This is a genomic window from Chryseobacterium aquifrigidense, assembly GCF_006716485.1.
GTDB classification, from domain to species: Bacteria; Bacteroidota; Bacteroidia; order Flavobacteriales; family Weeksellaceae; genus Chryseobacterium; species Chryseobacterium vietnamense.
In genome coordinates this window covers 2,410,668-2,425,637 of the sequence record NZ_VFPD01000001.1, presented here as the reverse complement: position 1 = coordinate 2,425,637, position 14,970 = coordinate 2,410,668, and the positions used below count along the sequence as shown (strand labels likewise).

12 protein-coding genes are annotated in these 14,970 nt (G+C 37.7%); 2 read left to right on the top strand and 10 right to left on the bottom strand.

All coding sequences use genetic code 11. From position 1 onward, the window contains the following. Positions 1 to 19 precede the first annotated feature (19 nt). From FB551_RS10745 to FB551_RS10725, 5 genes are all read right to left on the bottom strand, one after another. Positions 20 to 565, bottom strand: a complete 546-nt coding sequence (locus tag FB551_RS10745; protein ID WP_047433871.1) for a hypothetical protein — start codon at positions 563 to 565, stop codon at positions 20 to 22. A 144-nt stretch (positions 566 to 709) separates the two neighbouring features. Next, positions 710 to 2,278 carry an ABC transporter permease/substrate-binding protein gene (locus FB551_RS10740; protein WP_142017390.1) on the bottom strand — a complete coding sequence of 523 codons (1,569 nt, stop codon included), beginning with the start codon at positions 2,276 to 2,278 and terminating at the stop codon, positions 710 to 712. Further along, complete coding sequence (locus tag FB551_RS10735) at positions 2,275 to 3,195, bottom strand: ABC transporter ATP-binding protein (protein ID WP_047433868.1); 921 nt, start codon at positions 3,193 to 3,195, stop codon at positions 2,275 to 2,277. The genes FB551_RS10740 and FB551_RS10735 overlap by 4 nt, the downstream gene beginning before the upstream one ends. 10 nt (positions 3,196 to 3,205) lie before the next feature. Continuing rightward, a complete protein-coding gene (gene egtB, locus FB551_RS10730; RefSeq protein ID WP_142017388.1) occupies positions 3,206 to 4,375 on the bottom strand; it encodes an ergothioneine biosynthesis protein EgtB in 1,170 nt (389 codons plus the stop codon). Between the two features lie 87 nt (positions 4,376 to 4,462). After that, positions 4,463 to 5,446 carry an L-histidine N(alpha)-methyltransferase gene (locus FB551_RS10725; RefSeq protein ID WP_142017386.1) on the bottom strand — a complete coding sequence of 328 codons (984 nt, stop codon included), beginning with the start codon at positions 5,444 to 5,446 and terminating at the stop codon, positions 4,463 to 4,465. A 320-nt stretch (positions 5,447 to 5,766) separates the two neighbouring features. Between FB551_RS10725 and FB551_RS10720 the strand changes: the two genes are divergently transcribed. Then, positions 5,767 to 6,816, top strand: a complete 1,050-nt coding sequence (locus FB551_RS10720) for an alpha/beta fold hydrolase (RefSeq protein ID WP_142017384.1) — start codon at positions 5,767 to 5,769, stop codon at positions 6,814 to 6,816. Positions 6,817 to 6,887: 71 nt separating this feature from the next. Here the strand turns inward: FB551_RS10720 and FB551_RS10715 are convergent, their stop codons facing one another. The 5 genes from FB551_RS10715 to FB551_RS10695 form a co-directional block, all read right to left on the bottom strand. Next, positions 6,888 to 8,030 (bottom strand): 1-acyl-sn-glycerol-3-phosphate acyltransferase, encoded by a 1,143-nt coding sequence (locus FB551_RS10715; RefSeq protein ID WP_142017381.1) that lies wholly within the window; start codon positions 8,028 to 8,030, stop codon positions 6,888 to 6,890. A gap of 622 nt (positions 8,031 to 8,652) precedes the next feature. Then, a complete protein-coding gene (locus FB551_RS10710) occupies positions 8,653 to 8,973 on the bottom strand; it encodes a GIY-YIG nuclease family protein (protein ID WP_142017379.1) in 321 nt (106 codons plus the stop codon). A 336-nt stretch (positions 8,974 to 9,309) separates the two neighbouring features. Then, positions 9,310 to 10,776, bottom strand: a complete 1,467-nt coding sequence (locus tag FB551_RS10705) for a 5-methylcytosine restriction system specificity protein McrC (protein WP_142017377.1) — start codon at positions 10,774 to 10,776, stop codon at positions 9,310 to 9,312. Further along, entirely contained in the window at positions 10,776 to 12,665 is a 1,890-nt protein-coding gene (locus FB551_RS10700) for an McrB family protein (RefSeq protein WP_142017375.1), read from the bottom strand. Before FB551_RS10700 ends, FB551_RS10705 begins: the two co-directional genes overlap by 1 nt. Positions 12,666 to 13,707: 1,042 nt before the next feature. Then, positions 13,708 to 14,214 (bottom strand): hypothetical protein, encoded by a 507-nt coding sequence (locus FB551_RS10695; protein WP_142017373.1) that lies wholly within the window; start codon positions 14,212 to 14,214, stop codon positions 13,708 to 13,710. 298 nt (positions 14,215 to 14,512) lie between these two features. Between FB551_RS10695 and FB551_RS10690 the strand changes: the two genes are divergently transcribed. Next, the gene (locus FB551_RS10690; protein ID WP_142017371.1) at positions 14,513 to 14,923 is read left to right on the top strand and encodes a helix-turn-helix domain-containing protein; all 411 of its coding nucleotides are present in this window, start codon (positions 14,513 to 14,515) and stop codon (positions 14,921 to 14,923) included. Positions 14,924 to 14,970: the final 47 nt, after the last annotated feature.

Here is a 14,970-nt window from a genome sequence, read left to right as displayed (position 1 = left end):
AAAAATGCAGCTCCTATTTCTATTTTACCTTTTCAAGAAGATATAATTTAGCTCCGGAAAAACCTAATTTCGGCATCAGATTGCCTTCCAGAACCATAGTTTTATTGGTGACATCTATCACAGAAATATAGCTGTTGGAATTGTATTCTATATAATTCTCCTTTTCTTTTGTGGAAGGATTTTTTCCAAACTCCATAGAATATTTTACCCAATCCTCATCCTGTGTACTGCAGTGTACAGGCTTAAATTTAGACTTTTTAGCCTTGAAAACAATCTGATCAAAGCCTTCTGTACAGTCTGAGGTAAATGAACCATCAGGATTCTGATCTTTAGAAAAATCTTCAAAAGAACCACGATAAACACCTACTACTTTCCAGGTTCCGTCTACACGGTCTTCATCTATCTTTCCCTTCGCTTTACTTACCGCCCAGCTGATTCCGTTTACTGTACCTTTTACCGCTTTATAACTTAAGCTTACCGCTCCGGATACTACTTTTGTAGCCGTTCTTACCACACATGAATGGAGAACAAATACAACCGAAGCCAGCAATACTATTTTCTTCATTTTGTAAAATTTTGTAAATTTTTTTCAGATACGAAGATAGGGTTTTTGGAAAAACTGATGGATTTCAAAAGACTTTTCCCTCTGTTTTTTTAATAAAAATGAGATATATTCCTGATTCACGCTATCCGCATCATCCAGAGAAATTTAGTTTCCATCAAAATAATGAGCAAGATCAGATATGCTTTTGATATGAAGCGCTTCAGCCTGCTTTCTCCGCATCATCAGAGCATAAGCATTATTAAATCCAAGCGGTTTCAGCCATTGAATCCCATATTGTTTTTCAAACTCTGCATTCACGTATTCATAGGTTGTAGCGGGACTTTTGGACACATTGCTGATGGTCTGTGAGGTTGGCTTTAAAAGCACCAGAAGCCCGGTTCCCGTATATTCAGGATAAAAGTCTATGGCATTGTTCATTAAGGCATCAAAACATATCTTTGTTCCCCCTAAACCTGTTTTGGTTTCCACTTTATAATCTGTATATCCTTCAATAAGTAGGGTATACATTTCTGCGAGAATATACTGTTCCCCAAAGATTTTTGAACCAATCCTGACGGTTCCTGCATTTCCTTTCCGGGGACTTTTATAAAGATTATTTCTGATGAGGAAATCCTTTGCAATCTTTTCAGGATTTTGATGGAGATGATCAGCTCTGTAATTCAGATCCGTCATGATAGAATCATTGAACTTTCCGGCCAACAGATTTAAGGTTTTCTCCAATTCCGGAAATTTTTTCATTGTTTTGGTCTTGATAATGGGAGCTGCATAATAAGGCGGAAATATTTTTTTATCATCATTCAGTACATACAGATCATACGCTTTGATTCTTCCGTCTGTAGAATATCCGCTGATCAGATCCAGTTCCTTCTCGTAAGCAGCCTTATACATAATTGCATCATTTACCACAAGAGGATTCACATTCAGCCCATACACCGAACGAAGCCCGATGTCACCATCCTGTCTCCCCATAAATTCCGGTGTAAAACCAGCTTTAATTGTCCTGGGTGATACAAAAGTCAGAAGATACCCTATTCCCAGAATCATAAAGATAACAGGAAGAATATATTTCAGTTTTTGAAAGAACCGGTAACCTGATTTCTGGATCATGGCAATAACCTGGTCCAGAAAGATAGCTAATAATGCTGCCGGAATGGCTCCGGCAAGAATCATATTCGTATTGTTGAGTGAAATTCCTCCGAAGATAAACTCTCCCAAACCACCTGCTGCCACAAAAGAGGCCAGTGTAGCTACTCCTACATTTATAACAGCAGCAGTCCTGATACCGGCAATGATAACCGGCATGGCTAAAGGAAGTTTCACCTTAAAAAGAAGCTGCCTTCTGTTCATTCCCATGGCTTTGGCTGCCTCAATCACAGCCGGATCTACACCCATAATTCCGGTATATGTATTCCGGATAATGGGAAGAAGAGCATAGATCAATAAAGCAGCAATGGCTGGCTTCGGACCAATGCCGAAAACAGGAATCATGAAACCCAGCAAGGCAATACTCGGAATGGTCTGTAAAATACCTGCGGTACCCAGCACCGGGCTGGAAAGTTTCTTTTTTCTGGAAATCAGGATACCTAAAGGTACCCCGACCATGATGGCGAGAAGCAGGGACAAAAAGGTAAGGCCAAGATGCTGAATGATCTGGGTAGTAAGCTTTTCGTGCTGTTCAGCAATAAATTGCCAAAAACTCTGTTGCTGCGTCATACCATCTGTGATTTTCTGTAATGATTAAATGCTCTGACTACTTCCTCATATACTCCGGCATTTTGGTGATCGGAACTCAATTGCTGTAAAATATCCCACACACTTGTACTACCCGTTCCATTGGGCCTGTAGTAGTGATTTTCTGGTGTAAGAAATGGACTGATGTGATGTAACGATGTTACTTTATACTCTAATAAAAGACGGTTTTTGGCAAAAAAATCGCGCACAAAGTCATTTTCAGGCTGGTAAAGTATTTCCCTGGGAGTGCCAGTCTGTACTATTTTTCCCTGATCCATTAGGCATATCCGGTGTCCCAGCTCAAATGCCTCCTGTACATCATGGGTAACCAGTATGATTGTTTTATTTTTAAGCTCCTCCAATGATTTAAATTCTGAATGAATATCAGCCTTAGTAATGGTATCAAGCGCTCCGAAAGGTTCATCCATCAGCAAAACGGGATTGTCTGCAATCAGTGCCCTTGCAATACCTACCCGCTGCTGTTGTCCGCCGCTTAGCTCATGGGGAAATCGGGAAAGTACCTCTTCAGAAAGGTGAAGCTTAGCCAAAAGTTCATGCGTTTTTCTTTCTGTCTTCTTTTTGTCCCATTTCAATAGCTCAGGAACTACCGCAATATTCTGCTGAATGGTATAATGGGGAAATAACCCTGAATGCTGCATGACAAAACCAATTCCCATTCTCAGTTCCTCAGCTTTCTGATCACGGATGTTTTTGCCATCTATGAAAATATTTCCGGAATCTGCTTCTATGAGACGGTTGATCATTTTAAGCGTGGTTGTTTTCCCACACCCGCTGGTTCCTAAAAGAACAAGGATTTCCTGATCAAGAGCCTGAAAAGAAATTTGATCTACTGCCTTTTTTCCGTTAAAACTTTTTGAAATTGATTCTACTGTGATCATCGGTAAAAAATTACTGAGCAAGTCTGATTCCTGTAAACTGCCATTTTAAATTAGGCTGAAAAAAATTGCGGTATGTATTTCTGCTGTGTCCCGGAGGTGTGGCTTCTGAAGCTCCTCTTAAAACCATTTGATTGATCATGAACTTTCCGTTATATTCACCTACCGCGCCTGCTTCTTTCTTAAAGTGAGGGTAGGGGAGATAAGCAGAATTCGTCCATTCCCAGCGTGTTCCCCAGTCAAAATAAATGGAAGCTGTTTCCCATTCTTCTTCAGTGGGCAGACGCATTCCTTTCCAGGAGGCAAAAGCAGAGGCTTCATAGAAATTAACGTGGCACAATGGGGCGGCAGGGTCTATTTCCTGTAATCCGTTGAGGGTATAATACATCCATTTGTTTTCGATATAATGCCAGTACAGTGGAGATTTTGCAGAGTTTTGTTTCACCCAGTCCCATCCTTCAGCATGCCAGTGTCTGAAATCTTCATACCCGCCTGCTTTCATAAATTCTAAATATTCACCATTGGTGACAAGCTGGCTGGCAATTTCGAAGTCAGTGAGGTATACTTTATGTCTTCCTAATTCATTATCAAAGCAAAATCCCTCTCCTTTAAATCCAATTTCATAGACTCCTTCAGAAAACTTTAGCATTTCCAGATTTCCGGAGTTCTTTTGTCCTGATTTTTCTTTTGTATAAGCAGAGAAAAGCGGATTATGTCCTAAAATATATTTAATGTCAGTGACTAATAGCTCCTGGTGCTGCTGCTCATGGTTAAGCCCCAGTTCCAAAAGAGGTTCAATAGCTTCTGTCAGAAATGAGCTTTCAAGAAAAGCTTCCATATGCTCATCTACATATTTTCTATATTGATATACCTCTGAAACAGAAGGGCGGCTGAGGTTTCCACGGTCGGTCCGGATCACCCGTGCCCCGATTGTTTCATAGTAACTGTTGAAAACATAATTATAGTGGGGATCAAAAACCTTATAATCCGGAAAATGTGGGGTAAGAATGAAGGTCTCAAAAAACCAGGTGGTATGACCAAGGTGCCATTTCGGAGGACTTACATCTACAATCGGCTGTACTACATAATCTTCGATTTCCAGTGGAGCACAGATTTCTTCAGAACGTCTGCGGATATCCTTATACTTTTTAGTAAAATCTTTTGTGGTGATCTCTGGTGTCATGTCTTTTAGTTTTTAATGATTGATGTCCAATGAAAGAAGTCTATTTATTTTTTCACTTTTGCAGATGTGCAGTGTGTATTCTCATTTTTATTTTACCTGCCAGATTGAATCTACAAACCATTTTTTAGAATCGTTGATATTTCCAGTGATCGTAAAACCTGATTTTTGGGCTAATTCCATGATTTTTTCAGAAGAAAATTTTTGTGAAATTTCCATATCGATCCATTCGTTTTCTTCAAAAGAAATCTTTGTATTGTCAATAGTCACATCCTGGCTGATAAGGCTTATCAGAAAACTTCTGCACGCTCCACTAACCGGATCATACGTCTGGTAATGCTGAAATTGTTTCAGATCAAAATTACCGCCCAGTTCATTATTGATGCGGGTAAGAAGATTAAGGTTAAAAGAAGCGGTAATTCCTTCTTTGTCATTATAGGCCTCCAGAATGGTGTGTGGGTTTTTCATTAAGTCAAATCCTATCAATACACGATCTTTCGGAGATAGATTTCGATTCAGATGCAGACAGAAATCTTCAGCCTCTTCCAGAGTCATATTCCCGATATTACTTCCTAAAAATAACACAACTTTTCTCCGGTTGGATAATGAAGCTGCTTTTTGAAGCATTTCAAAATAATCTCCTTCCAGACAGGTTATTTTGATTTCCGGAAGCTGGCTGCTCAGTTTTTGATGAAGTATGGAAAGAATATTTCCTGAAATATCAATGGGCATGTAAGTAAAGTTAATCCCTTTCCGGATCAGCTGTTCAAGTAAATAGGTCGATTTCATGGCGTCTCCTGCACCCAATTCAATCAGGTCAAAAGGTTCGTCTCCGGGAATAAGCAGATCAATAAGTTCATCTGTTTTATTTTTGAAAATATCCAGCTCACAACGGGTAAGATAATAGGAAGGCATGGCCATGATTTGCTGAAAAAGATGATCGCCGATCTTATCGTAAAAATATTTTGAAGATAATTTTTTAGGAGTATTGCTAAGGCCGTTTAAAATATCTGAACGGAAATGATCAACAGCATTATTATCAGTTGTAGATTGCGGGTCTAACTGTACATTCATAAGTATTATTTTGTGTGATTTGTAGATTATTGCAATTATCCTGCCTTTTACAACATGAAATTCTTAGAATATATCTATTTAAATATAAACAATTTTATTTTTAATAAAATGATTATCATGATGTTTTTACCAGATGTGGTACTTTTTTATCCATCATGAATCCTTTCTTTTGATAGTAGAAGCCAGCAAAAAGAGTAGGGAGCTGTCTGCTTTACCGTCTGAAAATCAGTATTCACCTTTCAATATGACCTGTTCAACGTTTTTGCTCTTCTTCTGGTCTCCGGTTTACCATAATTTTACCATCACAAAACATCACTATTATGAATACTACATTGAATTTCAGTAAAAAAATACAATCCATTTTATCCCTGTTTATTTTGATGGGAATGGGATTTTTGTCTTTAAAAGCACAGACGTATAGCACTGGTGAGAAAGATTTTGAAAACGCAACAATGAGGTCTGCATTTCAGAATACAAAGTCAATCAAAGCCGGACTGCTGAACATTGGTTATGCAGAAGTAGGTCCTGAAACTGGAAAACCTGTTATCCTCCTTCATGGATGGCCTTATGATATCCATAGTTTTGAAGAATCCTCTGCTATACTTGCTGAAAAAGGCTACCACGTGTTGGTTCCTTATTTAAGAGGCTATGGAACAACTACTTTCGTGTCACCCAATACAAAGCGCAATGGCCAGCAGAGTGCTGTTGCATTGGATGTCATTGCTTTTATGGATGCTTTGAAAATTGATAAAGCAATCATTGGCGGTTTCGACTGGGGAGCAAGAACCGCAGATATTATGGCAGCACTATGGCCTGAACGCTGCTCGGGGCTGGTGGCTGTGAGCGGATATCTGATAGGAAGTCCGAAAGCAAACGAAAAACCTCTGCCACCCAATGCTGAGTTTTTATGGTGGTATCAGTATTACTTTTCAACAGAAAGAGGGTATAAAGGTTACAAAGCCAATACTTCAGCATTTAATAAACTGATATGGAAAACGGCTTCACCAAAATGGGCTTTTGATGACCAAACCTATGAACGTTCTGCGAAAGCATTCGATAATCCTGATCACGTTGATATCGTAATTCACAATTATCGCTGGCGTTTGGGATTGGCAAAAGGGGAAAAACAATATGATGCCCTTGAAGCCAAACTGGCAAAATTTCCTTCGATTACCGTCCCAACAGTTACCCTGGAAGGCGATGCCAACGGTGCTGCATTTCCTGCGCCGGAAAGTTATGCCTCCAGATTTACCGGAAAATATGCACACCATACCATAACGGGTGGAATTGGGCATAATTTGCCACAGGAAGCTCCAAAAGCATTTGCAGATGCAATCGTAGAGGTGGATTCAATGTCGAAATCCAAATAAAAATCTGAAAGAATAAAAAAACAAAACCACTGCTCAATAACAGTGGTTTTTTATCTTTATAGTAATCTAAACTAGTTTTCAGATTCTTCTTCAACCTTCAGTTTATTCACCAAAGGATTAGCATACATTGCTAAGAAATACTCTCTGGAAACAGGATCCGATGGATCAATACGCATTTCAAGCCTGCGGACAAATAACTGTTTTTCCTGCTCCGTATATTCCGAAGCGTAAGTATTGGTGTTGTGAAGTAGATCGTAAGCAATGTACTTGGTTGGCCAAAGCTTATAATTACTGATAATGGAGCGGTCAATTACCTGCGCAATGGCCTGCAGCTGTTTGTTTTTATTGTCAATGGTCGCTGCTATCTCATCCAGTTCTTTATCCAGTACATCGCCGGCATGAAGATGAATGCGTTTTTTTTGTCCCAGAATTCCGCTGATGATATTGGTGAAATCTTCATTTTTTCCTTTGATATATTCCTCATCCCTATGTTGTGCCAGCAATTGAGGCATTTTTAACGAATCTGTAGGATCATACTCATAGGAAATGGAGACCGGAACAATTTTTAATGTTTTAAAATAATCTGTAAGCGATTGATCTCCGGATGCCATGGCAAGCATTTTCAAAACACCTTGCTGGGTAGAATCGTTACCGTTTTTGGTACGGCCTTCACGTTGTGCAATCCATACAGAGCGGTTTTCCTGAAGCAGAAGTTCCTTAATATACTCAGACATTGTTTGCGAACTTGTCAGTTGTTCACGAAGCGGCAACCCTCTTTGTACCAGAAAGTTTCGGTTCAGTTTAGCCAGTACATTTAAGAAATTCTTACGCACAAGATTATCTCCAATAGCAGAAGCGGTCATTACATAACCACCTTCCAGCAATACCAGATTAAGCAATGAAGTATCCAGAACAATATCCCTGTGGTTCGAGATGAACAGATAGGAGCTGTTTTTATCCAGCTTATCAAAGCCAGAAGTCGTTAAGCCGTCAGAACTTTTTGCAAGGATCTGGCGAACAGCATAAGCTACAAACTGATGCTGAAAATCACTGATGGAATGAACATTCTTAAACTGTTCCAGCCAAACCTGCTCATCTGTATCAGGAAAAGTAAAATTCATAAAGGCTTTCATCATGGGATCACGAGCTATGCTCTGTAATCTCTCATTGACTTCCTGATCATAGAAATACCGGATTTCATCAAACTTAGACATGCGGTTGGGTAAAAATTAAAACTTTTTGCAAAAGAACGAAAATTTATCGGGGGATGGGGTATAAAGGGTGTTAAAGTATTATGAGGGGCGTAAGAGTTGGTTGAAACAGCTGTGCAATTAGTATTATGACGCGCTCCTTCATCCTTTCACCATTGAACAAACAAACACATAAACAGCCAAACACATAAAACACATAAACAAACACACGCAAATAAGCGCCCACCTTGTCATTCCGCAAAACCTCGACTCTTATCTCATCATCATTATCATCAGAAAGCTTTTTATCCAGGATTCCTACGGAATGACAAACGTTGCGGATAGGCTAAGCGAATGGTTTGTAGATCTGGAGCAAATAAGTGGCTATGCACGCACATGGAAACACCCACCTTGTCATTCCGTAGGAATCTAAACTCTTATATTGTCATCACTTATCATCAGAATGCTTTTTAGCTCCGGACTCCTGTGGAGTGACAATTGGCATGGATAGTCTAAGTGAATAGTTTGTATGTCTGAAGCAAGTAACTATATGCACACACAAAAAAAATAAGCGCTCACTTATTCATTGCAGAGGAATCTATTAATCCGACGATATACAATTTTGTCATTCATATGAATGTCCGTATCAAAGCCAATTCTCAAACAAATAATTCAAAAATTCTAAATTAGGATTTGTGTTTCTGATAAGTTCAAGTTTCTTAATTCTTGACCAGTTTTTAATTTCCTTTTCTCTTCTAATGGCATTATGAATCCAATTATATTTTTCATAATAAATCAGAAATTCAAGATTATATCTTGCTGTGAAACTGCCTGGATTGAGCTTTGTTTTGTGTTGATACAATCTCCTGTGCAGATTTCCTGTAACCCCGGTGTAAAGTACTCTTCTGCTTTTATTGGTAAGAATATAGATATAGTAGGTATGCCTTCCTTTTGAAAATGCAGTCATTTGTGTATTTGTTTTACAAAAGTTACAAAAAATATAGTACTACTGGTTTTTTCAATTGGATTTAATTGTTTTTATTCCACTTTGTCATTCCGAAGGAATCTAAACTCTTATATTGTTATCACTTATCATCAGAAAGCTTTCTGTACCTTTCTGTGCCTGGATTCCTACGGAATGACAAACGTTGTGGATAGTCTGAGCGAATAGAATAGTTTGTACTATGTCTGGAGCAAGTAAGTGGCTATGCACCCACACAGAAGCACCCATCTTGTCATTCCGTAGGAATCTAAATATTGTATTCACATTATTTTACCCCTTCATTGTCATTAAGCTTTTTTACTAGCTTACCGGTAAATTTATTCCCATTTTAAAAATTTTATGATAAGCAGTGATTTGATTATCAGTATTATCAAACTGCCTTTTTATGTTTTCAATTGAAAAGTTGTGTAATAATGAGGACGGATTATTAGAATTATCATTATCAGGCTGGTGAAGATGAGGGTAAATAATCAGGCAATCTAATATCTGATCTTCTTTCCAATCCTTATTCTTACTTTTCATTTCGTTGATAACCTTCTTTAAACGGGAGTATCCTGAAACCTGACGGATGTCTTTGTGGATATGACTTTTAGTATATTTCAATTTATACTTAGTATCAATGACCATTTCATAGCCCGGTTTACTAATTAAAAAATCAAGATGATTTCCGTAGGTTTTGAATTGATAGTGAATATATTTCTCATCTCCGGGGTTTGCTTTTATTAGTTGATAATAAAAATAAAGCTCAAACAGTCTGGGCATATCAATCCAGAAGGGAGGCGTTTTTATTTTTTTCTGCGTCGTTTTCGTAATCGTATACGAGAATTTTTTCAGAATAAATTTCCCTATTCGTAAAGCCTCTCCATATTCATTGAAGAACGGATTTATTTTACCATGTTTTAATTGAAGTTCATCAACATCGGTACTGATATGTTCAAATGCTGGCCTGCAATAATTTAAAATATGTTGAACAGATTCTATATTGGAAGAGAATAATGAAGGATTGTTTTCAATATAGCCCGTTACAAATACCAGTACTTTCTTTAAAAATCTGTTTTCAAAATAATCTTCACCAAAAACCTGAAATTCACAAAAAGAAGAGGTGGGTTTATTTTTAAAAACATTTTTCTTTATATGCTGACCTATTAATACTTTGCCCTTCACTCTATTATTAAGATTTTCCTGGACTTTATAATATGCCTTTTTTAGTCCTTTTCTTACAATTATTTTCAAATGCTGTAAAAACTGTATAATAAGAAAAGGGGTCAAACGATCAGCTTTTTGATCTATTTCAATATATTTTGCATCCCAGTCTATTTGGATAACATCTTTTGAATAGTTTGCAGTTTGTGGCAAAGCCATGATATCCAAAAGAATTTTAAGATAATTGACTTCTTTAGTCTCTGTCTTTTCCTTGCTATCAAATGTTTCAGGGAGGGGAACAGAATTTTCTTCTTCATTAAGGCAGTTCCGGAAGTACTGCGACAAACCCGCATTGATCTTGGGTTCTACATAAATGGTTCTGCCGGTATTTCCCAGCCAGTCAATACCTACAAAATAATCTGCCTTAATCTCACAATGATTTTCTCTTTTTACCACCGAAAAAGAATAAGACTGATGGTTGAACTTTTTACTTTCCAAAGCCGCAAACAGCTGAAAAGAGTCGTCATCAAGATGCAGCAGTTCGTCTGCAATATTGGTAAAAGACTCTTCAGCAGCAACCCGTTTGATCAGAAAACTTTTATGTTCCGAAAGTAAAATTCCCATTAATTATTTATTTTCAGATCATTGATATATTCTTTAATATCTTTTCCTTCATGGCTTCCGATAAGAACACCATCTTTCACATACTCAAGAAGAATAGGAACTACTTCATAATTCATCTTCATTCTGAAAATTTCCTCTTTTGTCTGCCCATCCTTTAGATCTTCATTTTTGGCAATAAAATAACTGTGTCCTAGCTGAACATCCTTAGCTTCAAATTCACCACTTACATTTCCGTTTAAGAACAATTGTGAAACTTTTTCAAAACCATCAGTATTAAAATGAATACTGGTATCATGCTCAAGAGATTCCGGCAATACATCAATAAAAGCAAAACGTCTTCTGATCGCATAATCAATGTGTCCTACACTACGGTCTGCAGTGTTCATGGTGCCGATGATGTACAGGTTGGGAGGAAGGATCAATTTATTTTTATCTTCATTGGTCGCATCTTCAAGAGCATACATACTTTCAACGGCTTTTCCCCGGTATTCCAGCGCATAGATCAACTCACCTAAAACGGAAGACAAATTGGCCCGGTTAATTTCATCAATAACAAGTACATAATTTTTTAACTGAACTTTTTCAGCCCGGATTGTTTCAGGCTGATAGTTTTTTTCAAATTCATAGTACTTCTCAACAACCTTCATAAAATAGGTTGCATGTTGCCTGGTTTTTTCTTCAACATCAGACATTTTCTTAATGTCCTGTCTTTCTTTTGCTCCGGATTCAATAATAAGTTTTAATTCTGAAAACTTCATATTTAAGCCATTTTTATGAGCATCCCAATTATCTCCTTTGTATTTGAATTTGGTTTCATCCGCAGAAAACAGGTACACAGAATTGGTAATCGGATATTGATGCAGTTCGTTTTCTGCCATTTCATCTTTTACTTTTTCAATGAATATCTCAAAAGTATCTTTTGAGATTATCGTATCCGGAGTATTTTGTGATGCCTTGTAATTTTGTAATGCCATATGGGCCATATCAGCTAACACTCTGTTTTCAGCTTTGAAAAGTATTCCGTCTCCGTCTTCATTAGGTTGAGAAACAATACCTCTTACGAAATCTTCATACGTGTAACTTGGATGAAACTGAATGATTTTGAATTGAGGATTATTTTTTAATTCCTTACGATCATTCAATCCCAATAATTCAACAGCCAGTTCCTTTGCTTGTCTGGTTTTTCCCGTTCCCGGAGGACCTTGCAGGATGATTTGTTTTTTATATTCTAAAATTTGGATCTGCTGTTCCAGTTTATTTTCGCTCATATCATTTTGTTCTTTGAAAGATGGGTTATTTTGTTCCTGAAAATAATCGTAAACCTGCCATGGAAGAGTCACAATTTCAAAACCATTTTTATCGAGTTTTTCTTTGAATATCTGAAGCAGATGGTGGCTGTCCTCAAACCAGTCGTAGGTAAGTTCCATTTTGAAATCCTCAACATGGGTATTCAACAAATACACCAGCTGTCCCAATTTATCCTGATTGACAATGGTGCACAACAGCTGAGGCTGCAAACCCGCGATCAGTCTGTTGGTAGCGGCTTTTTTATTATTGCCCGTATACATCCGGATCAGTTCTTTGATCTGATGATAGGTCTCAAATAAAGGTTGCTCCTGGCTTAAGGCAATTTTCTGTAATAATGTGGAAAGTTCTGGCCAGCTACGTTTGATAAGGTCTTTTTCTGCATGGGTAAAATATCCCTGTCTCAGAGACGAAACACATTGGTCAGCAGAACGCATAAAAAACTCATAAAAAAGGTCGTTGTCCCAATCTTCCCAATTTTTTCCTGTGCTTGCCTCTGCTACAAACTGGGGCACAAAACGGGTATATTCTCCCTGCCAGTGATCCCAGATTTCTATTTTGTCAATTAATTCTGTAAAGGTCATTTTTGGCTATAGTTTTCATATTCTGACAAACAGCTTAGGCTGTATTGTCCAATTAAGATCACAATAATAATAAAAATCTCCAGCTTCTGCTTACGGTAAAGCGTAAATTTTCCTGAAAGTCACTATAAATATTGCTCAGAAATGCCCATAGGCCCTTCCAAAGTCCCTCTAACCTCTTAAACAAGCTCCTGAAGGGACTTCATGAACGGTCTCCACCCCCTTCATGAAGGGGCTATACCCCCTTGGGTAAGGGGGTAGACAGACTTGGATAAGGGGCTCCACCTGCTTATATAAGAGGGTAGAGACCGTTGTCCAAAGGGGTAGAGACGGTTGCTATACTACCTGGAGGGTGCTAGGAAGGAAGTAAGAGGAGTAAAATACTATTGTAAGAATCATAAGCACTATTCATCTGGCTTCATCAGTGGCGCAGCCACCATTCCTTTGCTCCCTTTAATCATTAATTCTGACCAATAAAACCTTTGCATTTTAAAACATCCTGCTTCTTCAGATACAATGGCTTATTATTTTGTTTTAAACGCAAGGTCGCAAAGTTTTACCATTGATATGTTTTGTAAGGCGCAAGAAAATCAAAGATTTTCAACAGGTAAGGATATCAGGATATAGAAATTTTATCGGAGATAAAATCTTTGCGCCTTAAACAGCGTCCCTATAATAAGAACTTGCGTCTTTGCGATTTCCAACCAAAAATAAGCAGCTGGATCATCACAAAAAAAGCACGTTTTCATGTGCTCCCAGAAAAAGTATTTACTCTTACTGATTAATACAATGGCTTATTATTTTGTTTTAAACGCAATGTCGCAAAGTTTTAAATATTGATATGTTTTGTAAGGCGCAAGAAAATCAAAGATTTTCAGCAGGTAAGGATATCAGGATATAGAAATTTTATCGGAGATAAAATCTTTGCGCCTTAAACAGCGTCCCTATAATAAGAACTTGCGTCTTTGCGATTTCCAACCAAAAATAAGCAGCTGGATCATCATAAAAAAAGCACGTTTTCACGTGCTCAAAAAGGTCTTTATTCTTACTGATTGTTGTTTGAACCGGATGGAGGCGGTGTTTCAGTGGGTCCTGAAGTCTGTCCCGTCACAAAAAACTGCTTCATGTCATCATAAATAACATTAGTACCCGGTACATTCTCTTCGGAAAGGTATCTGATGCTTCGGTAGAAACTGATGGCGTTATGATAGTTATCGTGATCCAGCAATACTTTGGTGTCTGAAAGCTGTTCTGTTAAGGAATCCAGCTGTTGCAGTCTTTGTTCGATCTGTTCTCTGGCGATATAATCTTTATCGAATTCTGCTTTATCCAGGAAGTTAGGAACATATTGGGCATATTGTTCCATATAGATTTTGGCTTTATTCACGAAAAGTTTGTTTTGTTCTGCAATTCTTCCGTATTGTTGTCGCTGATCCGGAGTAAGGTTGATGGTTTTTCCCAACAGTATAGACTGGATGTCCTGAATTGCTTTATCAATCGTTTCCAGATCACTTTTTGAAAAGCTTACACTGATTAAATTGTCTAGTGCCATAATATTGTGTTTTTTTGGTTTGTATGATCAAATATAGCGAGTACAAGGTATAGAAAAACAGGATGTTGTAAGATTTTCAGAGCATGTTCACCAGAAAGTGAAAACCAGATAACAAGGTTTATTTTTTCTGACTTTTTGATGAAAAAAAGCGGGCATAAAAACGGAAATGGCGAAATAGGAGAGAAGGCCTGTTTCACATTATCAGCATGAAGAACAGAGATTGTAATTAAGCTGTTTTTTTAAGGCGTGTTTTTATAAATATTTTTCTATATTTAAACCTCATAAATGTTGAATTATCATGGAACATACAATACATCAGGGACGCAATGTAAAACGATTCAGAGAAATGCTGGGCATCAAGCAGGAAGCACTGGCTTTTGACCTTGGGGACGACTGGAACCAGAAGAAAATTTCTCTGCTGGAACAGAAAGAAATTATTGAAGACCCTTTACTGAAAAGGATTTCTGAAGTATTGAAAATTCCGGTGGAAGCGTTTCAGAATTTTGATGAGGAGCAGGCGGTGAATATTATTTCTAATACGTTTAGTGATTTCAAAGAAGGAGCTTCTGCGATCAATATTCATCCTGTTTTTAATCCGGTAGAAGCTATCCTTAAAATGCATGAAGAAAAAATGGAACTTTATGAAAGGATGCTGAAGGAAAAGGATGAGATGATGGGGAGGCTGGAGAGGTTGATTGAGAAGGGATAATTTTTAAGATATTGTAAATTGAAAAGCTCAACGGAAATGTTGAGCTT

What these genes read in the sequence shown, in the direction of transcription:
- FB551_RS10740 (WP_142017390.1), bottom strand. Translation starts at nt 2,278, where the DNA reads ATGACGCAGCAACAGAGTTTTTGGCAATTTATTGCTGAACAGCACGAA.
- FB551_RS10690 (WP_142017371.1), top strand. Translation starts at nt 14,513, where the DNA reads ATGGAACATACAATACATCAGGGACGCAATGTAAAACGATTCAGAGAA.
- egtB (WP_142017388.1), bottom strand. Translation starts at nt 4,375, where the DNA reads ATGACACCAGAGATCACCACAAAAGATTTTACTAAAAAGTATAAGGAT.
- FB551_RS10715 (WP_142017381.1), bottom strand. Translation starts at nt 8,030, where the DNA reads ATGTCTAAGTTTGATGAAATCCGGTATTTCTATGATCAGGAAGTCAAT.
- FB551_RS10700 (WP_142017375.1), bottom strand. Translation starts at nt 12,665, where the DNA reads ATGACCTTTACAGAATTAATTGACAAAATAGAAATCTGGGATCACTGG.
- FB551_RS10695 (WP_142017373.1), bottom strand. Translation starts at nt 14,214, where the DNA reads ATGGCACTAGACAATTTAATCAGTGTAAGCTTTTCAAAAAGTGATCTG.
- FB551_RS10745 (WP_047433871.1), bottom strand. Translation starts at nt 565, where the DNA reads ATGAAGAAAATAGTATTGCTGGCTTCGGTTGTATTTGTTCTCCATTCA.
- FB551_RS10725 (WP_142017386.1), bottom strand. Translation starts at nt 5,446, where the DNA reads ATGAATGTACAGTTAGACCCGCAATCTACAACTGATAATAATGCTGTT.
- FB551_RS10720 (WP_142017384.1), top strand. Translation starts at nt 5,767, where the DNA reads ATGAATACTACATTGAATTTCAGTAAAAAAATACAATCCATTTTATCC.
- FB551_RS10735 (WP_047433868.1), bottom strand. Translation starts at nt 3,195, where the DNA reads ATGATCACAGTAGAATCAATTTCAAAAAGTTTTAACGGAAAAAAGGCA.
- FB551_RS10705 (WP_142017377.1), bottom strand. Translation starts at nt 10,776, where the DNA reads ATGGGAATTTTACTTTCGGAACATAAAAGTTTTCTGATCAAACGGGTT.
- FB551_RS10710 (WP_142017379.1), bottom strand. Translation starts at nt 8,973, where the DNA reads ATGACTGCATTTTCAAAAGGAAGGCATACCTACTATATCTATATTCTT.